Source organism: Hylemonella gracilis, from assembly GCF_004328645.1.
GTDB classification, from domain to species: Bacteria; Pseudomonadota; Gammaproteobacteria; order Burkholderiales; family Burkholderiaceae_C; genus Hylemonella; species Hylemonella gracilis_B.
The window spans coordinates 2,545,900-2,572,474 of the sequence record NZ_CP031395.1 but is presented as its reverse complement, the minus strand read 5'-3'; the positions used below and the strand labels follow the sequence as shown (position 1 = coordinate 2,572,474).

25 protein-coding genes and 1 pseudogene are annotated in these 26,575 nt (G+C 65.0%); 6 read left to right on the top strand and 20 right to left on the bottom strand.

Going from position 1 to position 26,575, the window contains the following annotated elements; genetic code table 11:
• The first annotated feature begins 178 nt into the window (after positions 1-178).
• On the top strand, positions 179-1,972 hold the full coding sequence (gene msbA, locus DW355_RS12125; RefSeq protein WP_242671139.1) for a lipid A export permease/ATP-binding protein MsbA: 1,794 nt from the start codon (positions 179-181) through the stop codon (positions 1,970-1,972).
• 104 nt (positions 1,973-2,076) lie between these two features.
• Here msbA and rng read toward each other — a convergent pair whose 3' ends face one another.
• The 9 genes and pseudogenes from rng to DW355_RS12080 all read right to left on the bottom strand — a co-directional run bounded on the left by rng (position 2,077) and on the right by DW355_RS12080 (position 9,843).
• Entirely contained in the window at positions 2,077-3,570 is a 1,494-nt protein-coding gene (gene rng / locus DW355_RS12120) for a ribonuclease G (RefSeq protein WP_131280411.1), read from the bottom strand.
• Positions 3,571-3,591: 21 nt separating this feature from the next.
• A complete protein-coding gene (locus DW355_RS12115; RefSeq protein WP_131280410.1) occupies positions 3,592-4,227 on the bottom strand; it encodes a Maf family protein in 636 nt (211 codons plus the stop codon).
• Positions 4,228-4,267: 40 nt separating this feature from the next.
• Positions 4,268-4,735 (bottom strand): 23S rRNA (pseudouridine(1915)-N(3))-methyltransferase RlmH, encoded by a 468-nt coding sequence (gene rlmH / locus DW355_RS12110; protein ID WP_131280408.1) that lies wholly within the window; start codon positions 4,733-4,735, stop codon positions 4,268-4,270.
• Positions 4,736-4,929: 194 nt separating this feature from the next.
• A complete protein-coding gene (rsfS, locus tag DW355_RS12105; RefSeq protein ID WP_242671138.1) occupies positions 4,930-5,559 on the bottom strand; it encodes a ribosome silencing factor in 630 nt (209 codons plus the stop codon).
• Complete coding sequence (gene nadD / locus DW355_RS12100; protein WP_131280406.1) at positions 5,559-6,179, bottom strand: nicotinate (nicotinamide) nucleotide adenylyltransferase; 621 nt, start codon at positions 6,177-6,179, stop codon at positions 5,559-5,561. The genes rsfS and nadD overlap by 1 nt, the downstream gene beginning before the upstream one ends.
• A pseudogene (hemF, locus tag DW355_RS12095) lies at positions 6,179-7,122 on the bottom strand (oxygen-dependent coproporphyrinogen oxidase). The gene nadD and the pseudogene hemF overlap by 1 nt, the downstream one beginning before the upstream one ends.
• A 14-nt stretch (positions 7,123-7,136) precedes the next feature.
• Complete coding sequence (locus DW355_RS12090; RefSeq protein ID WP_131280404.1) at positions 7,137-7,781, bottom strand: 1-acyl-sn-glycerol-3-phosphate acyltransferase; 645 nt, start codon at positions 7,779-7,781, stop codon at positions 7,137-7,139.
• Positions 7,782-7,804: 23 nt separating this feature from the next.
• Positions 7,805-9,109, bottom strand: a complete 1,305-nt coding sequence (purD, locus tag DW355_RS12085; RefSeq protein ID WP_131280401.1) for a phosphoribosylamine--glycine ligase — start codon at positions 9,107-9,109, stop codon at positions 7,805-7,807.
• 14 nt (positions 9,110-9,123) lie between these two features.
• Entirely contained in the window at positions 9,124-9,843 is a 720-nt protein-coding gene (locus DW355_RS12080) for a YebC/PmpR family DNA-binding transcriptional regulator (protein ID WP_131280399.1), read from the bottom strand.
• A 74-nt stretch (positions 9,844-9,917) separates the two neighbouring features.
• On the opposite strand from DW355_RS12080, the gene DW355_RS12075 reads away from it, so the two are divergent.
• Complete coding sequence (locus tag DW355_RS12075) at positions 9,918-11,492, top strand: helicase HerA-like domain-containing protein (RefSeq protein WP_131280397.1); 1,575 nt, start codon at positions 9,918-9,920, stop codon at positions 11,490-11,492.
• A gap of 128 nt (positions 11,493-11,620) precedes the next feature.
• Here DW355_RS12075 and DW355_RS12070 read toward each other — a convergent pair whose 3' ends face one another.
• On the bottom strand, positions 11,621-12,331 hold the full coding sequence (locus DW355_RS12070) for a DsbA family protein (RefSeq protein WP_131280395.1): 711 nt from the start codon (positions 12,329-12,331) through the stop codon (positions 11,621-11,623).
• 84 nt (positions 12,332-12,415) lie between these two features.
• Positions 12,416-13,252: an MBL fold metallo-hydrolase gene (locus tag DW355_RS12065; RefSeq protein ID WP_131282659.1), complete on the bottom strand. Its 837-nt coding sequence runs from the start codon at positions 13,250-13,252 to the stop codon at positions 12,416-12,418.
• Positions 13,253-13,442: 190 nt separating this feature from the next.
• Here DW355_RS12065 and DW355_RS12060 point away from each other — a divergent pair, with 190 nt between their 5' ends.
• A complete protein-coding gene (locus tag DW355_RS12060; RefSeq protein WP_131280393.1) occupies positions 13,443-14,366 on the top strand; it encodes a LysR family transcriptional regulator in 924 nt (307 codons plus the stop codon).
• A gap of 54 nt (positions 14,367-14,420) precedes the next feature.
• On the opposite strand, the gene DW355_RS12055 is transcribed toward DW355_RS12060, so the two are convergent.
• From DW355_RS12055 to DW355_RS12040, 4 genes are all read right to left on the bottom strand, one after another.
• Positions 14,421-15,029: a hypothetical protein gene (locus DW355_RS12055; RefSeq protein WP_131280391.1), complete on the bottom strand. Its 609-nt coding sequence runs from the start codon at positions 15,027-15,029 to the stop codon at positions 14,421-14,423.
• Positions 15,030-15,115: 86 nt separating this feature from the next.
• The gene (locus DW355_RS12050) at positions 15,116-15,538 is read right to left on the bottom strand and encodes a hypothetical protein (RefSeq protein WP_131280389.1); all 423 of its coding nucleotides are present in this window, start codon (positions 15,536-15,538) and stop codon (positions 15,116-15,118) included.
• Between the two features lie 115 nt (positions 15,539-15,653).
• Positions 15,654-16,199: a hypothetical protein gene (locus tag DW355_RS12045; protein WP_131280387.1), complete on the bottom strand. Its 546-nt coding sequence runs from the start codon at positions 16,197-16,199 to the stop codon at positions 15,654-15,656.
• 285 nt (positions 16,200-16,484) lie between these two features.
• The gene (locus tag DW355_RS12040) at positions 16,485-17,684 is read right to left on the bottom strand and encodes a PLP-dependent aminotransferase family protein (protein WP_131280385.1); all 1,200 of its coding nucleotides are present in this window, start codon (positions 17,682-17,684) and stop codon (positions 16,485-16,487) included.
• A 153-nt stretch (positions 17,685-17,837) separates the two neighbouring features.
• Between DW355_RS12040 and DW355_RS12035 the strand changes: the two genes are divergently transcribed.
• Entirely contained in the window at positions 17,838-18,794 is a 957-nt protein-coding gene (locus DW355_RS12035) for an HDOD domain-containing protein (RefSeq protein WP_131280384.1), read from the top strand.
• 43 nt (positions 18,795-18,837) lie between these two features.
• Complete coding sequence (gene nth / locus DW355_RS12030; RefSeq protein WP_131280382.1) at positions 18,838-19,476, top strand: endonuclease III; 639 nt, start codon at positions 18,838-18,840, stop codon at positions 19,474-19,476.
• A gap of 31 nt (positions 19,477-19,507) precedes the next feature.
• Here the strand turns inward: nth and DW355_RS12025 are convergent, their stop codons facing one another.
• Genes DW355_RS12025 through DW355_RS12015 form a run of 3 tightly spaced genes read right to left on the bottom strand, consistent with a single transcriptional unit; the run spans position 19,508 to position 22,185 of the window.
• Positions 19,508-20,170: a DUF4286 family protein gene (locus DW355_RS12025; RefSeq protein ID WP_131280380.1), complete on the bottom strand. Its 663-nt coding sequence runs from the start codon at positions 20,168-20,170 to the stop codon at positions 19,508-19,510.
• A complete protein-coding gene (locus DW355_RS12020; RefSeq protein ID WP_242671137.1) occupies positions 20,160-21,215 on the bottom strand; it encodes a zinc-dependent alcohol dehydrogenase in 1,056 nt (351 codons plus the stop codon). Before DW355_RS12020 ends, DW355_RS12025 begins: the two co-directional genes overlap by 11 nt.
• Before the next feature lie 10 nt (positions 21,216-21,225).
• Entirely contained in the window at positions 21,226-22,185 is a 960-nt protein-coding gene (locus tag DW355_RS12015) for a Bug family tripartite tricarboxylate transporter substrate binding protein (RefSeq protein ID WP_131280378.1), read from the bottom strand.
• Positions 22,186-22,334: 149 nt separating this feature from the next.
• Between DW355_RS12015 and DW355_RS12010 the strand changes: the two genes are divergently transcribed.
• Positions 22,335-23,249 (top strand): LysR substrate-binding domain-containing protein, encoded by a 915-nt coding sequence (locus DW355_RS12010; RefSeq protein ID WP_131280376.1) that lies wholly within the window; start codon positions 22,335-22,337, stop codon positions 23,247-23,249.
• Between the two features lie 56 nt (positions 23,250-23,305).
• On the opposite strand, the gene DW355_RS12005 is transcribed toward DW355_RS12010, so the two are convergent.
• The gene (locus DW355_RS12005; protein WP_431733167.1) at positions 23,306-25,882 is read right to left on the bottom strand and encodes a proline dehydrogenase family protein; all 2,577 of its coding nucleotides are present in this window, start codon (positions 25,880-25,882) and stop codon (positions 23,306-23,308) included.
• Positions 25,883-25,982: 100 nt separating this feature from the next.
• The gene (locus DW355_RS18560; RefSeq protein ID WP_131280375.1) at positions 25,983-26,537 is read right to left on the bottom strand and encodes a hypothetical protein; all 555 of its coding nucleotides are present in this window, start codon (positions 26,535-26,537) and stop codon (positions 25,983-25,985) included.
• Between the last annotated feature and the right edge of the window lie 38 nt (positions 26,538-26,575).

The following is a 26,575-nucleotide window of genomic DNA, read 5'->3' as shown; positions in this document are numbered from 1 at the left end:
ACCCGGGCTTTCAAACGGCTGTGATGAACCAGGCACTAGTCAGCCCCCTGACTTGCCGGGAATCATACAGCCCCAACCATCATCCCCATACCCTTCAGGTAGACTAAGCTGTTTATAACCGCTCAGCCTACGCACAGCAGTCCAGTCCTGCTGGTGCCTGATGTCAGCGCAACATCGCATGAACGCCTCCCCATCGACTTCCGCTCACGCGCCCAGCGTCTTTGCCCGTCTGCGCAGGGTGTGGCCCTATTTCAGTCACGACAAAGTCTCGTGGCTGGTCCTCATCCTGTGCACTCTGTTGGTCGCGGCTTGTGAACCCGTCTTGCCCGCGCTGATGAAGGCGCTGCTGGATCATGGATTCGCGACGGACGCCTTCAATCCCTGGCTGGTGCCGCTGGCGCTGATTCTGTTGTTCGGCTTGCGCGGCTTGGCGGGGTACATCGCTGACCTGACCTTGGTCAAAATCACCAGCAATGGCGTGTTTCATCTGCGCAGTGATCTGTTCAAGCACATGCTCGATGCGCGTCTGACGCTGTTCAACGACCGATCGGCCAGCGCCCTGACCAACACGATCGTCTATGAAATCACATCCGGCACACGTCAGCTGATCCCCACCTTGATGAGCGCGTCGCGTGATGTCCTCACCATCGTGGCGTTGCTGAGTTACCTGCTTTACGTGAACTGGCAACTGACGCTCATCGTCGGCCTGCTCTTTCCCGCCATCGCCTGGGTTGTGCGCACGGTGTCGAAAAGACTGTACAAGCTCACCCGCGCCAGTCTTGGTGCCACGGAAGCGCTCGCTTACGTGGTGGAGGAAAACGTGCTGGCGCACCGTGATGTGCGACTGCACGGCGCACAGGCGAGCCAGCAACAGCGTTTTGAAAAACTGGGGCGCGCCCTGCTGCGACTGCAATTCAAATCGCGTGTCGCATCCTCGGCCATGACGCCATTGACCCAGATGCTGGCGGCCATCGCGCTGTCGCTGGTCATCAGCATCGCGCTGATGCAAAGCGTGCGTGGCGAAGCCACGATAGGCAGTTTCGTCTCCTTCATCACCGCCATGCTGATGCTGCTCACGCCAATGAAGCATCTCTCGGGCGTGGCCAATTCACTCACGAACGGGCTCGCCGCCCTGGAGCGGGCCATTCGTCTAGTCGACGAGACCCCGCTGGAAGCGGGGGGCGAGCATCGCCCACCATCGCCGGAGCATCGGGCGCGGGGGGAGATCCGTTTCGAGCAAGTCAGCGTCACCTACCCCGACGCACAACGTCCGGCGGTCGACAGCCTCGATCTCTCCATCGCGCCCGGGGAAACCGTAGCGTTGGTAGGTGCTTCCGGCTCCGGCAAGACCACGTTGGTCAACCTCCTGCCCCGCTTCATCGAAACCAACCAGGGGCGCATTCTGTTGGATGGCACCCCACTGCCCGAATGGAATCTGCAAGCCCTGCGCGCCCAGTACGCCTTCGTGAGTCAACATGTTGTCCTGATCAATGACAGTGTCTCGGCCAACGTCGCGTTCGGCGATCGGCATGCCGATGAGGCGCGCGTGCTGCGCAGCTTGCAGGCGGCCAATCTGGGTGAACTGGTCGAGACCCTGCCTCAGGGAATACATACGCAGGTCGGCCATAACGCGACCCAATTCTCCGGCGGGCAGCGTCAGCGTTTGGCGATTGCCAGAGCGCTCTATAAGGACGCGCCCATCTTGATCCTGGATGAAGCGACTTCGGCACTGGACACGGAATCCGAGCGCGCGGTGCAAGAAGCGCTGGTGCGCCTGATGGCACAGCGCACCACGATCGTGATCGCACACCGCCTGTCCACGGTACAGCATGCGGACCGCATCATTGCAATGGACAATGGCCGCATTGCCGAAACCGGCACACACACGGAATTGCTGGCTCGCAACGGCTTGTATGCCCGGCTCTACCGACTCGGCCTGCATGACACGCCTGGTCCCGAGCAGCAGTCCTAGCGGCAGGAAATGCGCCGTCAGACGCGACAAGTCACCGTGACCTTGTCAGTCAGGAAAGCGGGCGTGGCAGGTTGACTTAATAACACCTGTCGATTCGGCAGAAATCACAGCAGCACAATGTCATATTGCCCCTGCCACATCGATGCCTCGCTCTGAAGCGAGATCGGCTTGCCGATGAAGTCACTCAAGCCAGCCAAGTGCTGGCTTTCTTCATCCAGCAGCAATTCAATCACCTGCGGTGCGGCGAGCACACGGAACTCGCGGGGATTGAATTGCCGTGCCTCGCGCAGGATTTCCCGCAATATTTCGTAAGCGACGCTGCGGGTCGTTTTCACCTGGCCGGTGCCCTGGCAATGCGGGCAGGGTTCGCACAGCATGTGGGCCAGGCTTTCACGGGTGCGCTTGCGCGTCATCTCCAGCAGGCCGAGCTGCGAAAAACCGCCCAGCATGGTTTTGACGCGGTCACGCGCAAGCTGCTTGCGGAACTCCGCCAGCACCGCCTCGCGGTGGTCCTCGCGCGTCATGTCGATGAAGTCGGCAATGATGATGCCCCCCAGATTGCGCAAGCGCAGTTGCCGCGCAATCGCACCGGCGGCTTCCAGGTTGGTCTTGAAGATGGTGTCATCGAAATTGCGGGCACCGACGAAACCACCGGTGTTCACGTCGATCGTCGTCAAGGCCTCGGTCTGGTCCACGATGAGGTAACCACCGCTCTTGAGATCCACACGCCGTCCAAGTGCACGCGCGACTTCCTCGTCGATGCCATAGAGATCGAAGATCGGGCGTTCGCCCTTGTACAGCTCCAGCTTGGTCGCGGCACCGGGCATGAACTCCTGGCCGAAGGCGCGCAATGCCTCGAACTGCTCTCGCGAATCGACTTTGATGCTGCCGGTGCGTTCGCCCACCAGATCGCGCAGCACGCGTTGCAGCAGATTCAGATCCAGGTGCAGCAGGGACTTCGGCGGCAAGCGTTGCGAGGCCTCCTTGATACGTACCCAGGTCTTGCGCAGATACGCGATGTCCTCGGCCAATTCGGCGTCGCTTGCTTCTTCGGCATTGGTGCGCAGGATGAAGCCGCCGCTTTTTTTCTCGCCACCCGCGTCGCTCACGAGCTTTTGCAGGCGTTGTCTCAGCGCGTCACGTTCGGCCAGGGGAATCTTCTGCGACACACCGATGTGATCGTCCTGCGGCAGGAACACCAGCAGCCGGCCAGCAATGCTGATCTGCGTGGACAGTCGCGCACCCTTGGTACCTATCGGGTCCTTGATGACCTGCACCATCAAGGACTGTCCTTCGAACACCTGCTTTTCGATGGGCTCAGGGGTTTCGCGCTGCGCCGCACGCGCGGCACTCAGCGTCTCGCCCTCGGCGGGCGGATGCCAGACATCGGCGACATGCAGAAAAGCCGCTCGCTCCAGGCCGATGTCGATGAACGCGGATTGCATGCCGGGCAGGACCCGCGAGACCTTGCCCAGGTAGATATTGCCAACCAATCCCCGTTCCACCGTGCGCTCGACATGCAGTTCCTGCACCGCGGCGTTTTCCACCACGGCCACGCGCGTTTCCTGGGGCGACCAGTTGATGAGGATTTCTTCCATGACGACGTAGGGGGAAATGAATCAGAGGGTGAACCTGAAGGCTCGCAACAGGCCGACGGTCTCGAACATCGGCAGGCCCATGATGCCAGAGTAACTGCCGCTGAGGTGCTCGATGTAGGCCGCTGCCCTGCCCTGCACCGCGTAGGCGCCGGCCTTGCCCATGGGTTCGCCACTGGCCACGTACGCCGCGATCTGGGCACGGCTCATGACGGCGAAACGCACGCGGGAGTCGCTGAGCGCGGCTTGCCGCTTGCGGGCAGTCCCCACGGCCACCGCCGTCAGCACGCGGTGTGTGCGGCCTCGCCCCTGTGCCGTCGTGATTCCGACACCACCGGCCAGCTCCCACAGCATGCGCCGGGCATCGGCTTCGTCGGCCGGCTTGCCGTAGATGCGACGCCCCAGGGCGACCGTGGTGTCCGAGCACAGCACGGGCGCGACGGGCAGGCCACGCCGCCGCAGGCGTGCCAAGGCCGCGTCCAGCTTGAGCTGCGTCACTCGCTGCACGTAAGCAGCGGGCGCCTCCCCCGGCTTCACCACTTCCAGCGCTTCGGCGTCTTCGTCGACGTCAGGCAGCAAAAGTTCGTGGCGCACCCCCAGTTGCTCCAGCAACTGGCGACGGCGCGGGCTCTGGGAGGCGAGGTAGATGAAATCAGCCATGCGTTGGGGTCACGGCACGCCGCAAAGCATGCCGGTCCTTTCATTCGCGGTGGTAAGGGTGCCCAGCGTTGACTGACCAGGCGCGGTAGAGCTGCTCGACCAGCAGCACTCTGACCATGGCGTGTGGCAAGGTCAGATCGGACAGGCGGATGCGCTCATGGGCTGCCTGGCGGAAGGCCGGTTCCAGGCCATCGGGGCCACCGATGATCAGGGCAACGTCGTCACCCTGCAGTTGCCAGTCCCTGAGTTTGCCGGCCAGCGCAACAGTGGTCAGCGCCGTGCCACGCTCGTCCAGCGCAACCATGCGCGCGCCCTTGGGCAGCGCTTCTTCGATGCGCTTGCGTTCGGCCGCCATGAGCTGCTCCACCGTGCGCGAACCGCGGGGTTCGGTCTTGACGGCTTTGAGCTCCACCTTGAGCTCAGACGGAAAACGCTTGGCGTAATCGTCCCAAGCGGTCTGGGCCCAATCAGGCACGCGCTGGCCGACCGCGACGATCAGCAGCCTCATGGCCCGGGCTCAGCGCTTGCGGACCGCGCTCTTGCTGGCAGCTGCCTTCTTGGCGGGGGCCTTCTTGGCCACCACCTTTTTGGCTGCGGCTTTCTGAGCGGGCAATTTGGAGGTCGGGGCCTTCTTGGCCGTGGGTTTCGCTGCAGCGGATTTGCTAGCTGCGGATTTGGTCGCAGGCTTGGGGGCGTTGACCTTCACCACCTTGGGGCTGGCTTGGCTGCCTTGCGGGCCGGCGATTTGCTGCCCTTGGATTTGGACGGTGCGGACGTCTTGCCTGCTGTCTTGCCCGCCGCCTTCTGCAGCTGGGCCTTGGACGGGAAAGCTTCGGCCGCGCCCTTCTTGGCCGCACTGGAACGCTTCAGGCTGGTGGATTTGGCGCTGGCGGGCTTGGCGCTGGTCTCGTCGACCTTCTTTGGCGCCGCCTTGGCCACAGGTTTTTCGGCACCATGCTTCACGCGCAAGGGTTTGTCACCCCAGAGGTCTTCCAGGTGGTAATACTGACGTATCGCCGGCTGCATCACATGGACCACGGCCGGGCCGCAATCGACGATGATCCACTCGCCGTTGTCCTCGCCTTCGGTGCGTGGCTTGGCGAAACCCGCTTCACGCACCGCATCGCGCACACTGACCGCAAGGGCCTTGGTTTGCCGGTTGCTGGTGCCAGAGGCGATGACGACACGCTCAAACAAGGGGGACAGATGCTCGGTGTTGAACACCTGGATGTCCTGGGCCTTCACGTCCTCCAAGCCATCGACGATGGCACGCTGGAGTTTCTGGATGTCTTTTTTGACGGCGTTGTCGGTCGTCGTGGTTTCAGGCTTCATCAAGTGGTCTGGTAAAGATGATGGGTTTCAATATAACTCGCAACGGCAGGGCTGACCAGCGAGCGCAAATCCGGAGGAATCTCGGGGTTTGCCGCGACTTCGGCTCGCACCCCGGTGGCACTGTGGTGCATCAGCGGCATCTGCAGCTTGCGGTAGCGCCGCGCCAGCTCAGGCGGAGGGGCGAAGCTCTGCGCCCGCCCTTCCCAATCACGGTCGGCATGGCAGATCAGCGCCAGGGCCACCACAGCCTGCCAGTCGCTCCAACTGGTCAGGGCTTCGGCCTGGTCCTGGCCCAGCACCAGGAAGAATTCGGCGCCGGGATACTCGGTGCGCAGTTCGCGCAGTGTATCGATGGTGTAGCTGGGTCCGGCGCGGCGGATCTCGCGCTCATCGAACACCAGTCGGGTCACGCCTTGCGCCAAGTCGCCAAAGGCTAATCGGCACATCGCGAGTCGGTGCGCGGCGTCACTCAAGGTCCGCGCCTTGTGCCAGGCTTGGCCCGTGGGCACGATGTGCAGCACATCCAGGCCGATCTGGGTCAAGGCGGCCTCGGCCAGGGCCTGGTGCGCCAGATGCGGCGGGTCGAAAGCCCCACCGAACACGCCGACCTTGAGCGCCATCAGACCACGCCCTTCAACCAGTCCCGTCGCGGCAGGAAATGGAGGTAAAGCGCCTCTTCGGGTGAACCCGGTTCAGGGGTCTGCTGGTAGGCCCAGCTGGCCAGCGGCGGCATGGACAAGAGGATGGATTCCGTGCGTCCGCCCGACTGCAGGCCAAAGTGGGTACCGCGATCCCAGACCAAATTGAATTCGACATAGCGGCCCCGGCGGTAGAGCTGGAAGTCGCGTTCGCGCTCGCCATGGGTCAGGGCACGGCGCCGCTCGACGATGGGCAGGTAGGCGCCCAGAAAGGCATCCCCCACGCTGCGCAGCAGGGCGAAGCTGTGCTCGAAGCCCAGTTCGGAAAAATCGTCGAAGAAGATGCCCCCACCCCACGCTGCTCATCGCGGTGCTTCAGGAAGAAATACTCGTCGCACCACTGCTTGAAGCGGGCATGCAGATCCGGCCCAAAGGGCGCGAGTGCGTCGCGGCAACTGCGGTGAAAATGCACCGCGTCCTCCTCGAAGCCGTAGTACGGCGTCAGGTCCATGCCGCCGCCAAACCAGCAGACCGGTTCGCGCCCAGTCGGGGTGGCCGCGATCATGCGCACATTCATGTGGACCGTGGGCACATAGGGGTTGCGTGGATGGAACACCAGCGACACACCCATGGCTTCGAACGGTGCGCCCGCGAGTTCAGGGCGGTGCTGCGTGGCCGACGGCGGCAGCTTGGGCCCACGCACATGCGAGAAACCACAACCCGCACGCTCAAACACCGCGCCGCCTTCCAGGATCTTGGTCAAACCCTCGCCTTGCAAGGGCTCGCCAGGCTCTTTTTTCCAGGCATCGGCCAGGAAAACCGCCTGTCCGTCGGTACTTTCGATGGCCTGCGTGATGCGTTGCTGCAAACCTTGCAGGTAAGCACGCACGGCCGGGACATCGGTTTTTGCTGTTTCTGCGTTCATGCTCGGCTCGGAGTTCAGGCTTGGTCCCCGTCACGCGCCGCGCCGCTGTCGAGCAGACGGATGGGGGCCGCGTCCTTGGGGTGGTAGGCCGCCGCATGCGGCTCCAGCGCCGCCGCGATGCGCGCCATGTCGGTCGCCTCGTCGCCACTCAGACGCAGGAAGTCCAAGACCCGCACTTCGCGTTCGCGGTAATTCAGGACCATCATCCCCAGGGGAATGTCGGCCTGTACCGCCACGCGGTAGAAACCGCTGCGCAAGCCCGGCATGTACTTGCGCGTGCCCTCGGGCGCCAGCGTCAGCCAGAAGTAGTCACCTTTTTGCTGCGCGGTTTTGATTTGCGCCACGGTGTCACTCACCATGCCCTGCGCGCCGCTGCCGCGCACGATGGGGATGCCGCCGAAGGAGCGCAACCAGGCCCCGAGCAAGGGGATGCGGAACAGGCTGGCCTTGGCCCAGTAGTGAAAGGGAACGCCCATGGCCCACTTGGCCGCGTACGCGAAGACCGGGTCCCAGTTGCTGGTGTGCGGGTAGACGATCAGCACACCTTGCTGCGCGGGCAAGCCTTCAAAGTGCACGCGCCAGCCCAGGCGGCGCAGCACCCAGCGACCGACCGCGCTGCCTGGAAACTGCACCGGGTGCGGAGAGGAAAAATCACTCATGAAACACGATCGGGCCCGGGCCCTCAACCTTTGCGGATGGCGTGATGGCCTATGTCCTTGCGGTACTGCATGCCATCGAAGCGGATGCTCTCCAGCAATTCGTAAGCGCGCATCTGGGCTTGTCGGGTCGTCCCGCCCAGGGCCGTGGCGCACAGCACGCGCCCACCCGACACGCGCACCTGCGCTTGCTTGCCTTCGCCTTCCAGCGTGGTGCCCGCATGGAACACCACGCCCTCCTCACCGTCCACGGGCAGACCCGTGATCACATCGCCCTTGCGCGGGTCCAAGGGGTAACCGTGCGCGGCCAGGACCACGCCCAGCGCGATGCGACGGTCCCATTCCAGCTCGATTTGGTCGAGCTTGCCTTCGGTCGCGGCCAACAACACGTCGAGCAGGTCGCTCTTGAGCCGCATCATGATGGGCTGGGTCTCCGGGTCGCCCATGCGGCAGTTGAATTCCAGCGTCTTCGGGCGGCCTTCAGCGTCGATCATCAGGCCGGCGTAGAGAAAGCCTGTGTAGGGTATGCCGTCCTTCTCCATGCCTTTGATGGTGGGCAGGATGATTTCGCGCATGGCCCGGGCATGCACCGCGGGCGTGACCACGGGCGCGGGCGAATAAGCGCCCATGCCGCCGGTGTTCGGTCCCTGATCGCCATCCAGCAGGCGCTTGTGGTCCTGGCTGGTGGCCAGCGCCAACACATTCTTGCCATCGCAGAGCACGATGAAGCTGGCCTCCTCGCCCTGGAGGAACTGCTCGATGACCACGCGCGCGCCGCCTTCGTTGTGCGTCACGCCGAGCTTGTTGTCCAGCAGCATGAAGTCCACCGCTTCGTGCGCCTCGGCCAGGGTTGTCGCCACGACGACACCCTTGCCTGCCGCCAGACCGTCGGCCTTGACCACGATGGGCGCGCCCATCCTGTCGATGTAGGCGTGCGCGGCGACCGGATCGCTGAAGGTGTCGTACTCGGCCGTGGGAATGCCGTGCCGTTTCATGAAGGCCTTGGAGAAGGCCTTGGAGCTTTCCAATTGCGCGGCAGCCTGGGTGGGGCCGAAGATGCGCAGGCCATGGGCGCGAAACTCGTCCACCACACCGGCCGCGAGCGGCGCTTCGGGACCGACAACCGTGAGACCAATTTTTTCCTGCTGCGCCCACTCGCGCAAGGCCTTGGCGTCGGTCGCGCTCAGTTGGGGCAGATTCACCAGGCGCTTGTCTCGCGCCGTGCCGCCGTTGCCCGGCGCCACGTAGACCATCTGCACCTTGGGCGAAGCGGCCAGCTTCCAGGCCAGCGCATGTTCGCGGCCGCCGCCGCCGATCACTAGAACTTTCACGCGAGTACTTTCATTCACAAGGACGCGTTGTGGTACACGTCCTGCACATCGTCCAGATCTTCGATGATGTCCAGCAGCTTCTGCATCTTCTCCGCGTCCTCGCCCGACAGCTCGATGGTGTTCTCGGCACGCATGGTCACGCCCGCGACCTCGGGTTTCAGGCCCGCGGCCTCCAGGGCGTTCTTCACGGTCTCAAAGTCACCCGGCGCGGTCAGCACCTCGATGGCACCGTCCTCGTCGGCGACCACGTCGTCAGCGCCGGCCTCCAGGGCGACTTCCATCACCTTGTCCTCGCTGGTGCCCGGCGCGAAGATGAGCTGGCCGCAATGCTTGAACTGGAAGGCCACGGAACCTTCCGTGCCCATGTTGCCCCCGTGCTTGCTGAAGGCGTGGCGCACCTCGGCCACGGTGCGCACGCGGTTGTCCGTCATGGTGTCCACGATGATGGCCGCGCCGCCGATGCCGTAGCCTTCGTAGCGAATTTCCTCGTAATTCACGCCTTCCTGGTTGCCCGTGGCCTTGTCAATGTTGTACTTGACGCGATCGGCCGGCATGTTGGCAGCCTTGGCCTTGTCAATGGCCAGACGCAGGCGGGGGTTGGCGGTCGGGTCACCGCCGCCGGTGCGGGCGGCCACGGTGATTTCACGGATGATGCGGGTCCAGATCTTGCCGCGCTTTTCGTCTTGGCGACCTTTGCGGTGTTGGATGTTGGCCCATTTGCTGTGTCCAGCCATAAGGTGTCCTTCTGGAGTCCTCGGGTTTTTTGGTAGGCTAGGAAAAGTTTCCGATTGTATTCCCTGGCCCTGTCATGACATCTCCCCTGCTGATTGCCCAACACGACGGCATCCAATGTTTTCTGCGGCCCGACAAGGCCAACCGCCATGGACTCGTCACCGGTGCCACGGGCACGGGCAAGACCATCACCTTGCAAACCCTGGCCGAAGGGTTTTCACGCGTCGGCGTGCCCGTCTTCATGGCCGATGTGAAGGGGGATCTGACCGGAATGTCCCAGCCCGGCCAGATCGGCGGCAAGCTGGCCGCCGTGCTCCAGGAACGTGGCCTGGAAGCCCCCGCACCCATGGCCTGCCCCACCACACTCTGGGACGTCTTTGGTGAGCAGGGCCACCCCGTGCGCGCCACGGTCAGCGATCTCGGCCCGCTGCTGCTGGCCCGCATGCTGGACCTGAACGACACCCAGGAAGGCGTGCTGCAACTGGTCTTCAAGATCGCCGACGACCAGGGCCTGCTGCTGCTCGACCTCAAGGACCTGCGCGCCATGTGCCAGTTCGTCGGCGACAACGCGGCGCAGTTCAAGACCCAGTACGGCAACGTCAGCGCGGCCAGCATCGGGGCCATCCAGCGTGGCTTGCTGCAGATCGAGGCCCAAGGCGGCGAAAAATTCTTCGGCGAGCCGATGCTGGACATCGCCGATTTCATGCAGACGGTGGATGTGGCCCCCCAGACGCCTACGGCGTCGGCCCCCCAAGGGGGCGCTGCGCCAGCTTGGGGCGGCCCGGCGCCGACGCAGAGGCGTGGCGTCATCAACATCCTCGCCGCCGACAGGTTGATGACCGCGCCGCGCCTGTACGCGGCCTTTCTGCTGTGGTTGCTCTCGGAATTGTTCGAGCAATTGCCCGAAGTCGGTGATCTGGACAAGCCCAAGCTGGTCTTCTTCTTCGACGAAGCCCACCTGCTCTTCAACGACGCGCCCAAGGCGCTGCTGGAACGCATTGAGCTCGTGGTGCGCCTGGTGCGCAGCAAGGGCGTGGGCGTGTATTTCGTGACGCAGAACCCGCTGGATATCCCGGACACGGTGCTGGGCCAGTTGGGCAACCGCGTGCAGCATGCGCTGCGGGCCTACACGCCACGCGACCAGAAGGCCGTCAAGACGGCGGCCGACACCATGCGCCCCAACCCCGCGCTGGGCGACATGGCCCGCGCCATCACCGAGCTGGGCGTGGGCGAGGCCCTCCTCAGCTTCCTTGACGACAAGGGCCGCCCCGGCGTGACCGAACGGGCCTGGGTGCTGCCGCCCGGCAGCCAGATCGGCCCCATCACGCCGCCGCAACGGCAGGCCCTGCTGGCCAACTCGCTGGTTGCGGGCGTCTATGAAAAAACGCAGGACCGTGAATCCGCTTTCGAAAAGCTGGCCCAGCGCACGCAGGAGAAGCAGGCGCAACAGGCCAAGGCTGAGACCCAGGCCAGCGACAAGGAAAACGGGGGCTTCCTCGGTGGCCTGGGCGACATCCTCGGAGGCGGCTCCAAGCGCACGCGCGCCAGCGCGGGCGAACAGCTCATCAAAAGCGCCGCCAGCTCCATCGGCCGCGAAGTCGGGCGCCAGATCATCCGCGGGGTCCTGGGCGGGATACTGGGCAAGCGCTGATCTGCAGGATCAGGCAAGTTTCGCCCGGCGCGGCCGAACCAATACCCCGCGTCGTCCAAGTCGCCCTCCTGGACATGCAGCAGGCCGTGCAGCCAGGCGCCCAGCTCCGTCGCATCCAACGAGCGTTGTTACGGCCTGTGCACCGGGATCTCGCAGCTTTCTGGTCCGCATTGGAAGGCAACGCCGTCCAGTTGCGCAGATTCGTTCGGCACTTGTGACTGCAGCCATTGCGCGAACGCCTCCGGCCGCCCCAAATAGGAACCCAGGTCCATGGGAAGAAAACGCCCTTCGGTCTCCAGCACCAGCGTCGGAAATCCTTGGGCGCCCATGCGGCGCATCAGTTCCCGAGTCGCCGCGATGTGCGTGCGAACGCCCTCACCCAGCGTGGCGTCCAGGGCATAGGCAAACGCGTCTCGCGGCAAACCCAGTTCGGCCGCGATGTCGATCAACACCGCGCGATCCGCAATGCGCCGCCCCTCCACGTAATGCGCGGTTTGCAGGCGGGCGAGCATGTCCAGTCCACGCCCCGCCAACTGCTCGGCCACCAGCATGGCAGCCGTCGGCGGCTCGGAGTCGAAAACCGCACTCGTATCGCGCAGCAGGCCGTCGAAATAACTCGTTCCAAAGGGCTGCCCGCTGACTTGGGCGATGCGACGGTCGTGCGGCATCACATAGTCACGCAGCTGCGCGCTGACCTGCTGACGCCGCGTGCCGGCCATCATGCCGCCGCCGTGCGGCTGCACGGCAACGATCTTGCGCGCCTCCTTGATCAAGGGGGCCGCCGCATAGCACCAGCCGCACAACGGGTCGTAGATGTAGTGAAGCGTTGAAGCACTCATGGCTTTCCTTTCGCGATGGCTGCGGGACACGAGTCGCCTTGCGCCCCGCAGCAATTCCAATGATTCAGCGACCTGGCGTGGTGCTCACCACTTCATCTCGCCTTTGTTGACCTTCGCGCCGATGTCGAGGGCGATGCCCAGGCCCGCGTTCGGATAGGCCTGCTTCATCGCCGCGATCAGCGCTGCGGCGTCCTGAGTCCGAGCCAGTTCCTGCTCGAAGCGAACCAGATAGTCCCGGGTGTAGCGAATCGCGCTTTCGTCCTGAGCCGCGCCAGCGGCTGCATGCCCGGGAACCACGATGGCTGGCTTGAGCGCCAGCAGCTCGTCGAGTTGGGCCAGCCACGCCTTGCGTTCGCTGAATTTCTGGGTGTCGGCCGTCCAGACATGGAGGTTACCGAAAACCGCGATGTTGCCAACGACCGCCTTGATCGACGGAATCCAGACATAGGGGCGGTGAGCCAGTTCTCCCGTCGTGCCGCGCACCTCAATGGTTTGTCCGTCGACCGTCAGGGTGTTGCCCTGCAGCACATCGGGCACCAGCGGCTTGCGCGGCGCATTCGCGCCCAGCTTCGCCCCCCAGAACGCGAGCTTGCCGGACAACTTGCTTTGAATCTTCTCGCGCACTGCCGATGTGGTCAGCACCTGCGCCTGAGGGAATTGCTCTTTCAGGACCTCGGCCCCGAAATAGAAATCCGGATCAGCGTTGCTGATCAGAATGGTTTTCAGCGTCTTGCCGCTGTCGAGCACGTCGGCGGCCACGCGCAGGGCATCCGCCCGGGTGAACCCGGTGTCAACGACCAGCGCCTCGGATTTGCCGCTGACCACCACAGCGTTGACGTGGAAGCTCGCGGCGTCCGCGTTGTACACCTTGATTTGCAGCGGCGCGGCGGCCGTCTGAGCGCCGGCCGTTCCGGTCGCCATGACACCAAAGGCCAACAGCGGCAGCAGTTTTTGAAGGAAGGGGGTCTGGAACAACATGACGATCTCCTGAAGGTGGTTGCGAGGAAACGTCACTGTATTCAAGCCACTTCAATACATAAATAGCCTATCGGTTGATTATTTATTGCACAATTCGACGCAATCAAACGCCTTTTGCTTTGGAGGAGTTGCGATGGACCGAATCACCGCGGCCCAGGTCTTTGTGACCGTCGCTGAACGGGGCAGCCTGATCCAGGCCGCCGACCATCTGGAAATGTCCGCTGCCATGGTCAGCCGCTATTTGGTGTCGCTGGAAGACTGGCTCGGCGCGCGTCTCTTGCACCGCACGACCCGCCGCGTCACGCTCACCGACGCGGGCCAACTGGCCTTGCCCTCATGCCGTCAACTGCTGGAGACAGCCGATGACGTCAAACACATCGCTGGCAACCTGGGCCAGGAACCCCGAGGACGTCTGCGGCTGACCTGCGCACTCTCGTTTGCTGAAGCGCAGCTGACCCCGGCGCTGGTGGAATACCAACAACGCTATCCGCAAGTCCAAATCTCCTTGGCGACCACGGACTTGGGCATCAACCTCGCCGCCGACCAGATCGACTTGGCCGTGCGCATCAGCAACACGCTGGAACCCACGCTGATCGCCCGCCCCCTCGCCACCTGCCGTTCGGTGCTGTGCGCGAGCCCGGACTACCTGCGGCGCCACGGCACGCCCGCCACCGTCGATGAACTGCCCCGTCACCGCTGCCTGGCGCATGCGCTGGTCAGCGCGACGCAGTTCCGCTTCCGGCAAGGTGACAAGGTCGTGGAACCGGCGGTGGACGTGGGCTTCACGACCAATGAGACCGCCATCCTGCGCCGGGCCCTGTTGTCGGGCGGCGGCATCGGCATTCTTCCGACCTACTACGTCAGCGAGGACATCCAGCGGGGCGAACTGGTCCCCTTGCTCAAGGACTGCCAACTCGAAACGCTGGGCATCCACGCGGTGTTCCTCTCACGCCAGCACCAGCCGTTGGCCTTGCGGCTGCTGGTCGATTTCCTCGCGGAGAAGTTTGGGGGGGAGGAACCGGTGTGGGATCGGGGACTCAACGGTCCCAGTGCGTAACCGTGAAAATCAGTGCGAACGCGGATGGAATCTCCAACTGATATCGCCTGCCCACTACTCATCCACCAGTACCGCGCTGTCCAGCACCTTGCGTGCTTTCTCGGCGAATTGAGCGTCTTTGCCTGACTCCACGTATCGGTGATAGAAGCGCAACTCGAAACCCATCCCTTTGCGCTTCAACGATCCGCAGGAGAGCACATACTGCTCACTCCATCTTCTTTCCTGCGCTTCCTGGCCTAGCTGTACACGCTCCAGCAGCAGATGAATTCTGGCGCATCTGGCGTCCTTGGGGTCTTCGGTGACCTCAAACGCGCTGATCTTGAAGTTCTTATTGCGTTCGTATCCCTCGGTGATATTCCGCTTGATCGTCTCCATGTAGCTGGCCATGGGCTCAATCGGCGTATCGAGCCTCATCATGTAGGCCTCGATTTCCATGCTGTCCGTCGGTGAGCCGGCATTCTTCTTGAAGTTCACGCCGCCCCCCGGCCGGGTCATGACCCAGCCCTCCTCGTCGGGCGGCAGAAATTTCAAGCCAACGGACGAACCATCCTTGAACGCAAGCCCAACTTGAACCGTCTTGGATTGTTTGCCATCGGCTTCTTCAGCATGGGCATGCGCACCCAACATCGTGAGAGCCGCAAAAAGAAAGATTTTGTAATTCACGATGGTGTCTCCTGTTACCCAATTAGGGTAGGACGTCGGAACGAGCGGGCGAAGCAAAATCACAAAGGATCGGCGGTAACGATTTGTTATGCATAGCCTTCGTCTGAATCGATCAGTTCAAAAAACTGTTGAGATAAGTGCTTATTCACGTAGGGAAAATCTTTGATCTGCCGGAAATCCTCTTTTGCCGCATTAAGCATGTGTGCGGCTTCGCGTCTTAGCTCTGTTTGAATTTCAAGATCAGAAGATGGCGCGATCTTGCGACTTTCATGTCCTGCGTGCTTGAAGGCGTTGTACGTAGCGCGAAATACGCCTTCATGCGTCGACGGCTCTTCTGGTTTGGCAATGTGATCTGCAATGCGCGCGAGAAGCGAATGGGCTGTGTGACCGCCTTGCTCTTTCAACAGGGGGCTCACAATTCCGAGAACCGCGCCTGATAGCACGATGGATACGATGTAGTCGATCTCCCGGGTCGCAGAAGAGTAAAGCTCATGCGCTTCCACGAACATTTGGGATGCCACCTGGACTTTGTTAAGCGTCACCATTTCCCGTTATGCATGACGTTGAAAATGAGCGGTCACTGGAAGCATACGAAGCACGCTTGGGGTCCGCACAATGGACGGATTAGGGCACGTCATCGCGAACCTCCCACTGACCTGATTGCACGTTGCGAACGTAATGCTGCTGACTTGGGTAGTCGCGTCCAACGGCGCGAAACAGTTGAACGATGCTTTCGAGCGCTACATAGTACAGACGGCGATGCCTCATCGTGTCAGACGACACAAAGATGCCCTCGATGGAACCTGACTCGCCGGTAACGAAGATGAACACAAAGCTGTGCACTACCTGATTGCACAAAAATCCTACGTCTCGAGTTTCTCGAATTTCATTGTCGAGATCGTAGTGCTCATCGATGTCGCTTCTATTGAAGTAGTCCACCAGCGCTTTTGACTTTGCTGGATACGAGATCAACTGGCATGTGAGACGCTTTGTAGTGCCAGATAGCTTGAACGTGGCTAAAAGCTTCCGGACCGCATAAAACCCGATGAACACCTCTCGTTCGGCTCGAGCAAGAATTTTTTCACCTGACGCTTCGTCGACAAGCGCCTTCTCCAGCCATCGCGCCGACCGGAGAAGAGGTTGCTTCCAGTAGCGCGATTCGTGTATCACCTGCGTACCCTAACGTGAAATGGACCGCAAAAATGCGGAATACCATTGATGGATGTGCATCCTCGTCCCTCCCTGGCATGAACCTAAGTACCTGTATCGTTTGAAGAATTCAGGCGAATATAACGTGGCGTCGCGTTCATAACAAACCGTGAGCTCCCGCCAAAATACAAAATGCCTTCACCGCCGCCCACGGTTTCAGCGCCCCATGAAAAACCGAAAGTTGTCCAAAAAAAGGGCGCATGGTTAGCGCCCTTTCGGTTTTCCAGATTTCCGATCTGACCCTGCTCAGATCGCCTGCCCCAACCTCTCCACCCCCTCGCGGATCTTGTCCACCCCCACCGTCGCAAAGCTCAGGCGCAGCGCGGCCAGATCAGGGTTGTTGGCAAAGAACGGCGCGCCGGGCACGAAGGCCACGCCCTTCTCGATCGCGCGCTTGGCAAGTTCGTTGGCGTCCTTGAGCTTGCCGCCCGCGCCGGTAAGGCGGGCCCAGAAGAACAGGCCGCCGCCGGGTTGGGTGAATTCGATCGCATCGCCCAATTCCTTCTTCAGGCTCTGGCCCATGGCCTGGGCGCGCTCGGCGTAGACCGTGCGCACACGGGCCAGTGTGCCGGGCATGCGGCCGGCCTTCAGATAGTGCGCAGCCGTGGCTTGTGCGAAGGTGCTGGTGTGGGCGTCGCTGAACTGCTTGCACATGGTCGCCTTCGCCAGCAGTTCGGGCGGCGCGACCATCCAGCCCACGCGCAGACCGGGGCTCAGCACCTTGCTCAAAGATCCGCAGTGCACGAGCCAGTCGCGGCTGCCGGGCACCTGGGCCGTGAGGGCCAGCAGGCTGGGCGGCGGCGCCTCGCCGAAGTAGAGGTCGCCGTACGGGTCGTCCTCGATCACCACGGTCTGGGTCTTCACAGCCAGCTCCAAGATGCGTTTGCGGCGCTCCAGGCTCAGCGTCGCGCCGCTGGGGTTGCCGAAGGTGGGGATGAGGTAGACAAAACGCGGCTTGTGCTCAGCGATCAGTTGCTCCAGCTTGTCCACCTGCACGCCCTGGGCGTCGATGGGCGCACCGATCACCTGGGCGCCGTAGAGGCGGAAGCACTGGATGGTGGCCAGGAAGGTCGGCGCCTCGACGATGACCTTGGCGCCCGGGTCCACCAGGGTCTTGCCCAGCAGGTCCAGCGCCTGCTGGCTGCCGGTGGTGACGATCAGACCCTCGGGCGTGACTTGCGCTCCCGTGCTCTTCATCTTCTCGACCATGAAGGCGGCCAGCTGCTCGCGCAGGGGGTTGTAACCTTCCGTAGCACCGTACTGCAGGGCCGCGCCCGGGTCTTGGGCCAAGGCCTCGGCCGAGGCCTCGCGGATGCCCTCCACGTCGAACATGGCGCTGTCGGGGAAGCCGCCCGCGAAGGAAATGATGCCGGGCTTGCCCAGCAGCTTGAAGAGTTCGCGGATGGCGGAGGTTTCGACGTTGTCGAGGCGTTGGGCGAATTGCATGGTCATCAGGGAAAACTAGAGGCGCAAAAAGCAGAAACAAATTGTTCGTGCATTCTCGCATTCCAGGGGCGCGTTCATCATGGACAATCGGGCCAAGGGTCGAACCCCGACAAGAACATCAACAAGCACAAGACCTACTCCCCAAGCAACCCCATGGCGCCCCCGACTTCTGCCACCGCGCCTGCCGCCGCGGCGACCCCCACACCCTCGACGCCGCACCAGACAGCCCCTCACCTGGCGGTCTTCTTTCGCGCGGTCAAGCTGCCCGTCATGCCCGAAGTGGCGCATGCCCTGATCCGCAGCCTGCAGGACCGCGACATCGCCGCCGCCCAGGTGGGCGCACTGATCGCCCAGGACCCGGTGCTCACCGCCAAGGTGCTGCGCGCCGCCAACGGCGTGGCCATGGGCCTGCAGCGCGAGGTGGAGTCGCTGACCTCGGCCATCTCGCTGCTGGGCCTGACCCAGGTGCGGGTGCTGGCGCTGGCCGCCTGCATGAACGTGAGTTTTCCCGTCGCGCCGGGCCTGAACCGCACGCACTTCTGGCGCAATTGCATGGCCTGCGCGGGTTACGCGCAATGGCTGGCCGAGCAGGCGTTGGCCAAGCAGCCTGCGCTGCGCGAGCGCCTGGACCCGCAGCAGGCCTGGCTGGCCGGCATGATGCTGCGCCTGGGCGAGCTGCTCATCGTGCAGGTCCAGCCGAAGGCGCTGGCGCTGATTGAGCGCCAACCCCATGTGCCCGGCAGCCGCTGGGCCAGCGAACGCCAGACCTTGGGCTTCACCGAGGTGGACGTCACGGCCGAGCTGGCACAGCGCTGGCGCTTCCCGGACGCCATGGTCGGTGCCCTGCAGGTCACGGCGGCGCCCCTGGTCTGGCCGGCCTCCACGCCGGCCGATGCCCTGCTTCATCCATTGGGTGGTGTGCTGCACCTGGCCAGCCACCTGGCCGATCTGAACTCGGCCAGCGTGCAAGCAAGCGACGCACCCGTGCTCGCCCTCGAAACGCTGGACCTGCTGCCCAGCGAGGTGCTGTCAGCCCTGGGCCTGACGGCCCAGGCGCTGCGCGCGCAACCGCCCGCGCGCGCCAGCTTCGTCGATCTCTCGGTGCTCTGAGGCCGCGCCCCGCCCTCGCGGACGGCCTGTTCGCCCACCGCCCATGACGCCCGCCGCCGTCCATGCCTTCTTCGCCACGCTGCGAGCGGCCAACCCGCTGCCGGTCACCGAGCTGGAATACACCTCGGTCTTCGAACTGCTGGCCGCCGTGCTGCTGTCGGCCCAGGCCACCGACGTGGGCGTGAACAAGGCGACCCGCCGGCTTTTCCCCGTGGCCAACACGCCGGGCCAGATCCTGGCGCTCGGGCAGGATGGATTGGAAAGCTACATCAAGACCATTGGCCTGTACCGCAGCAAAGCAAAACACCTGATGCAGACCTGCCGCATCCTGGTGGAGCGCCACGGCGGTGAAGTGCCGCGCACGCGTGAGGAACTGGAAGCCCTGCCCGGCGTCGGTCGCAAGACCGCCAACGTGGTGCTGAACGTGGCCTTCGGTGAACCCACCATGGCGGTGGACACGCACATCTTCCGCCTCGGCAACCGCACCGGACTCGCGCCGGGCAAGACACCCCACGAGGTAGAGCAGCAACTGCTCAAGCGCATCCCGGCCGAGTTCATGGAGCACGCTCACCACTGGCTGATCCTGCACGGGCGTTACATCTGCGTGGCGCGCAAGCCACGCTGCTGGGAATGCCAGGTGTCGGCCTGGTGCGACTTCCGCGACAAGACTCCCGCGCCGTGATCCCCGGCGTCATGCAGGCCGGGGCGCAGCCTCAGACCTGCCCGTCACCCGCCACGGAAAGGCGCCGGTAACGGTAGAGGTTCGCGCCCGGCGTCGCGGGTGCCCCTTGCGCCGGCACAGGCGCGGGCAATCGCGCCAGCGCCAGCAGGCGCAGACTGGCCGGCGGCTCAAAGCCGGTCTGCCCCGTACGCAACCAGGGCAAGGGCTGGGTGTCGGGACGGCGCTGGCCACGCAGCAGGCCCAGCACGTCGGCGTCAACTCCCGGTGCGCCCTCCTCGCCCGTATCCTCGCTCAGGAGCAAGCCAGGGGCCGCCAGGCTGCCCTGGACCGCCACCACGTCATACACGGCCCGCGAGATGCCGTGCATCACGCGGCGCATGCGCGCGCTCATGGGCGTCGGCCAGGCCAGCAGATGCTGGTAAGCGGCGCTGTCCAGCACCTGCACATCGCGCAGGCCATAGAGCGTGAGGTAACGCGGGCCGGCCGTGCCTCCGGCCGAGGCCAGGAAGCGCAGGCCCCAGAGCATGCCCGGCACCGTGAGGCGTTCGGGCACGTGCTCGTTGGCATGCCAATCGTTGTAGTCGGTGTCGTGGATCGGGTCCACGTCGTTCCACAAGGCCAGCACCGCGGTGGCCCGGATCTCGGCGCTGATCGCGGCCTGGGTTTTAGCTTGGGTTTGGGGTTCACCGACCATCGTGGTCCTCGGGCACCAGCAGCACCTTGTTGGCCTGCTTGCCATGGGCCAGTGCCAAGCCCTCGTGCGCGCTCGACAGGGGCAGCACATGGCTCACCATCGGTCGGATGGACTCGCCCAGCTCCCCCATCAGCGCCAGCACGCGCGGCCAGTCGGACTCGGGCGGGCGGAAGGAACCGCGCAACTGCAACTGGCGCCGCACGAACGGCGTGAGGTCCAGCGACAACGGTCGATCGTGGATGCCGGTCACCACCACCACGCCGTCGCGCCGCAACAAGCCCAGCGCCTCGGTGACGGTGGCAGGCACCCCGGTTGCTTCGAAAACCAGGTCAAAAGGCGGCAACTCGGGGCGTGTCTTCAGCCACTGCGTCAGCGGCGTCTGCGACACGTCCACCAGGTCCTCGAAACCCATGGCGCGCAGGGTGTCGAGCCGCACCGCGTCCTGGAAACCCGTGACGACGATGCGGGCCGCGCCCATGCGCCGCGCCAGCACGGCGATCGCCTGGCCGATGGTGCCCGGCCCCATCACCAGCACTGTGCGGCCGGCCAGATCGCCGGCCTGGCGCAAGGCCTGCATGGCAATCGAGAATGGCTCCACCAGCGAGGCCAGCGTGTCGCTCAGGGCGGCCGGCACGGGGATGCAGTTGCGCAAGGGCGCGCGCACCCAGGCCGCGAAGGCCCCGTCGCGCGTCATGCCGATGCCGCGGCGCTGCTCGCAGGCGTCGAAGTTCTGGGCCTGGCAGTGGACGCAGTGCCCGCAGGTGACCGAGGGCCGCACCACCACCCGCTGCCCCGTGCGGGGTCCGCTGGCGATGGTGCCCACGAACTCGTGGCCTAGGGTGACCGGCAGGTAGGGCGCGATGAAGGCGTAACTGGCCGTCCAGTCATCGACGTGCAGGTCGCTGCCGCAGATCCCGGCCGCGGCCACGCGCACCAGCACCTCGCCCTCGTCCAGGGACTGGGGCACCGGGACTTCGACCAGTTCCATCCCGGCCTCGGCCCGGGTCTTGCGCAAGGCCAGCATGGTAGACGCCTGTTCGCTCATGCTTGTGCGCTCATTCAATCGTGATGCCAACTTGCTGGATGATGGTGCCCCACTTCTTGCTCTCGCTGTCGATGAAGCTCTTGAAGGAGGCTGCACTGCCACCGCCGATGATCAGGCCCTGCTTGGCGAAGCTGGCGCGCACGGCAGGGTCTTGCATGACGGCGTTGACGTCGGCATTGATGCGGTCAATGACGGCCTTGGGTGTGCCAGCCGGCGCGAACAGGCCGTTCCAGGCCAGGGCTTCGAAGCCGGGGTAACCCGATTCGGCGATCGTCGGCAGGTTCTCCAGGCCTTCCATGCGCTTGAGGCTGGTCACGGCCAGCAGACGCACGCGACCGCTTTCCACCAGGGGCAGGAGAGCGGGCGCGACGGTGAACAGGCCTTGGGTGTCGCCTGCGGCGATCGACAGGCCGGCCGGCGGCGAACCAGCGTAAGGCACGTGCAGAGTCTGGAAGCCCGCCGTGTTGCGGAACAGTTCCATGGTCAGGTGCGAGGAACTGCCGTTGCCCACCGAGGCGTAGCTCACACCCTGGGGCTGGGTCTTGGCCCAGGCCACGTATTCTTTCAGGGTCTTGGCCGGGTTGTTGGCCGGCACCGCCAGCACATTGGGCTGCGAGGTCGTCAGCACGATGGGCAGCAAGTCCTTGCCCGGGTTGTAGGGCATCTTCTTGTACATGAAGGGGCCGAAGGCGACCGGGCCGTTGAAGCCGATGCCCAGGGTATGGCCGTCCGGCGCGGCCTTGGCCACTGCGTCCATGCCCAGCATGCCGCCGGCGCCGGCCTTGTTGTCCACCACCACGGGCTGCTTCCAACGGTCCTTGAGCTTGTCGCCCAGGGTACGCACGATGATGTCCAGCGAACTGCCCGCGGGCGCTGGCACCAGCACGCGCACCGGCTTGCTGGGCCAATCCTGCGCCAGGGCGGGCGTGCCCACGGCCAGCGCGAGCAGAAGGGAAACGAGGGATTTCATGAGGGTCTCCTTGTCAATATTGAAGCGAGGCGGCATTTTTGGCGCTTCCGGTGGATACATCAACAATTGGTTCGGTATGCAACCCATATCTTTTACATATACCTTGGGGATACACTGAAGGGGATTCACCGCCCCTTCCAAGCCGCGCCATGGAACTCCGTCACCTGCGCTATTTCGTCGCCGTCGCCGACGCGGGCAGCCTGAGCCGCGCCGCCGAGAAGCTCTACATCGCCCAGCCACCGCTGTCCTTGCAGATCCGTCAGTTGGAAGAAGCGATGGGCACCCCGCTCTTCACCCGACATCCCAAGGGCGTGCGCCTGACACCTGCGGGTGAAGTCCTGCTGGTCGAGGCCCGCGCCCTGCTCGAGCGCGCGGGCCGCATGCGCGATTTGGTGAACGATGCGGCGCTGGGCCCCGAGGGCGTGCTGAACCTGGGTTACGTGCCCTCGGCCAGCAGCACGGTCTTGCCCAACTTGGTGCGTCGCCTGCGTCGGGACTACCCGCGCTGGACCCTGAAGCTGCGCGAAATGATCAGCTCACAGCAGGTGGAAGGATTGATCGCCGGCACGCTGGATGCCGGCATCGGCCGCCTGGCCGCCGTGCCGGCCCGCCTTCTGATCCCGGTGCGCGTGCCGGACCCGTTCTGCCTGGCCGTGCCCGCCCACCGCGAACCCCCGGCGCCGCTGCCACTGGACCTGCGGCATTGCGCCGATGAGACCTTTGTCTCCTTCACGCGCCATCACGGACCGGCCTACTTCGACCGCTTCATCCGCTTGTGCACGCAGGCGGGCTTCAGCCCGCGCATCCACTACGAAGCCACCACCGTCCATGGTGTGCTGGACCTGGTCGGCGCCGACCTGGGCGTGGCCCTGGTGCCCGCCTCCACCGCCTTGCTGCGCACGCCCGGCGTCGTGTGGTGGCCGCTGCGCCGAGCCGACCCGGGCGACGTGCTGGGCCTGATCCGGCGCCGGGGCGACGCCCACCCGCTCTACCCCTTGCTGGATGAGAGCCTGACGGACATCCTGCAGCGCATCCACCGCCAGACCCGCATGCGCGTGGCTTGAAAACCTTCAACCCGCTAAGAGAGCCACATTGCCACCGGCCGCGGTGGTGTTGATGGTCACGGTCTGCTCGGCGCAGAAACGCTGCAAGTAGAACGGCCCTCCGGCCTTGGGGCCAGTGCCCGACAGACCTTCCCCCCAAAGGGCTGCAGTCCCACCACCGCGCCGATGATGTTGCGATTGACGTAGACATTGCCCACGTGGGCGCGCGTGGCCAAGGCCTCGGCCCGGCTGTCGATGCGGGTCTGCAGGCCCAGCGTGAGGCCATAACCCAGGGCATTGATCTGGTCGATCACCGCCTCCGGCTCGCCACGCCAGCGCACCACCTGCAAGACCGGACCAAAGATCTCCTGGTCAACCTCGGCGACGGTGGCCACTTCGAACAATCGCGGCGCGATCAGGTGGTCCAGGCCAGGAGCCGGTTCGGCGCGGACCTCGGACGACGCGGACGACGCGGACGACGCGGACGACGCGGACGACGCGGACGACGTGGCAAGGGCCAAGGGCGGCAGATGGTCACGTGCGCGGCCTTCCAGCCGCGTCAGGTGGCCCCGGATGGCGACAAAAGCCTCCCGGTCAATCACCGGCCCCAGGTCGGTGCTCAGCTGGCTCGGGTCGCCCAGCACCAGCTCGCGCGCCGCGCCCGCGACCATCTCGATCACGCCGTCGGCAATGGCCTCGTGCACGCAGAGCAGGCGCAGGGCCGAGCAGCGCTGGCCCGCGCTGCGGAAGGCGCTTTGCACCACGGCGTCGGCCACTTGTTCGGGCAGCGCGCTGCTGTCCACCAGCATGGCATTGATGCCGCCCGTCTCGGCAATCAGCGGCACGATGGGGCCGTCCTTGGCCGCCAGCGCGCGCTGGATGGTCTTGGCCACGGCGGTGGAACCGGTGAAGACCACGCCCGCCACCTCGGGCAAGGCCACCAGGGCCGCACCCACGGTCTCGCCCGGGCCGTGGCAAAACTGCAGCGCGTCGGTCGGCACGCCGGCCGCGTGCAGCAGGCGCACAGCTTCCAGCGCGATGGCGGGCGTCTGCTCGGCCGGTTTGGCCAGCACGGCGTTGCCGGTCGCCAGCGCGGCGGCGACCTGCCCGGTGAAGATGGCGAGCGGGAAGTTCCAGGGGCTGATGCAGACCCAGACCCCGCGCGCGGTCAGGCGCAGGGTGTTGCGCTCTCCCGTGACACCGAGCAAGGCCTGCCGTGCGTCGGCCAGGCCCGCTCCACCCTGCCCTTCGGCGGCCATGCCTCGCAGTCCGTCCGGCTGGGCGGGCAAGGCGATGGGCGCCATCAGGCGCTCCGCCTCGCCCGCGTAGTAGCGCAGGAAGTCCACCGCCTCGCGCAGCTCGGCCACGGCGTCGCCCCAGGTCTTGAAGGCCTCCTTGACCAGCAAGGCGCACAGGCGATCGGTGTGGACTTCGAAGGCGTCGGCGGCGCGGCGCAAGGCGGCGGTGCGTTCGCTCACCGGGGTGTCACGCCAGACTCGGCCGGACGCGACGGCCCGCGCGCAGGCCCCGGGCAAAGTCGCCACCTCGGTGTCGGGCACGGCGGGCACCGCGCAACGCGCCCAAGCTTCGAACAAAGGCGCGCGCTCGGCCTCGACCGTCAGGTCCAGGCCCCGGCTGTTGCGCCGCGCAGGGCCGTAGAGCGCGGGCGGCAGCGGCAAGGCGGGCTGCGGCGACAGCCGCAGGGGCGAAATCAAGAGTTCGTCCAGGCCCACGTTATCGTCGGCCAGCTGGTGCACGAAGGAGGAATTGGCGCCGTTCTCCAGCAGGCGGCGCACCAGGTAGGCCAGCAGGTCGCGGTGCGCGCCCACCGGGGCGTAGACCCGGCAGCGCACCAGCGGGTTCTTCAGCACCTCGCGGTACACGCCCTCGCCCATGCCGTGGAGGCGCTGGAATTCGTAGGCGGCGCCGGCCCTCCCGCCGCCGTGCCGCGACCTGGCGCTGATCACGCGGGCGGCCATCTGCTGGATGGCGGCGATGGTGCCGGCGTTGTGGGTGGCGAACTGCGGGTAGATGGCGTCGCTGGCTTCCAGCAAGGCGCGGGCACAGGCCAGGTAACTCACGTCGGTGTGATGCTTGTGCGTAAAGACGGGGTAATGCGGCAGGCCCAGCTCCTGGGCTCGCTTGACTTCGGCGTCCCAGTAGGCCCCCTTGACCAGGCGGCACATCAGGCGCACGCCATGGCGGCGGGCCAGCTCGACCACGTGCTGCACCAGCTCGAGTGCGCGGGTCTGGTAGGCCTGCAGCGCCAGGCCGAAACCGGACCAGTCCGGGTGCTCGCGCGCGATGCGCTCCAGCAGGGCCTCGAACACGTCCAGCGACAGTTCCAGCCGGTCCACCTCCTCGGCGTCGATGGTGAGGTTGATGCGGGCCTGGGCGGCCAGCTTGCACAGGCCCCAGACACGCGGCACCAGCTCGGCCAGCACGCGCTCGCGCTGCGCGTCCTCGTAGCGCGGGTGCAGGGCGCTGAGCTTGATGGAGATGCCGTCGTTGGCGCGCTCGCTGCGGTACGGATCGTCCTGGGCATCGCCTGCGACGTCAATGCGCGCGCGCTCTGCCAGCAGGCGCAGCGCGGCTTCGTAGCTGCGCAGGTAACGATCAGCATCGGCGCCGGTGCGCGCGCCCTCGCCCAGCATGTCATAGCTGTATGTCAGCCCCCATGCTCCGCCGCTGCGCGGGTCGCTGCCCCCCGAGGGGTGTGTTCCGCCTTGGGGCGGCCCAGCGGCGGAACATGCGTCAGCCCCCCGCCACGCCGTGCCGGGCGCGCTGCGCCTCTTTCATGGCCTCGGGCAAGGTCTGGCCCAGGACGAACTGGCGGCCCAGCAGTTGCACCGCACGCAAGGTGGCCGCCACCACGACGCGCGCGCCCAGGCGGCCCAGCAGGCCTTGCTGCCCCGGCGTGCCCTGCGGCTCAGCCACGCCCTCCGAGGGCAGGAACTTCTTGGCCAGGGCGATCGCGCTGGACGAGAGGCGGGCCAATGCGGGCTGGCCCGTGGCGTCGAAATCGGCGCGCCCGAGCTGATCGGCCGTGAGCGCGATGGCCGTTTCGGCGTCGGGCACACGCAGCAGGGCTTCGGCCAGACGCATCAGGGCCAGGCCTTCGGCGCTGGAAATCGGGTATTCCTTGAGCAGGCTTTCCATGGCCCAAAACGGCGGCGGGTTCTCGCGCACGGCCTGCACCCAGGGCGCGGCCATGCGCGCGGCGGCGGCCCAGTCGAGGTGGTGTGCCAGGGTTTGCAGGCGCTGGGCCAGGAGGTCGGCTTCGACTCGGTAAGGGGTGGGCAGTCGCATGGAAAAACTCGCGGCGATGTGGGTTGCAAGTAGAAATC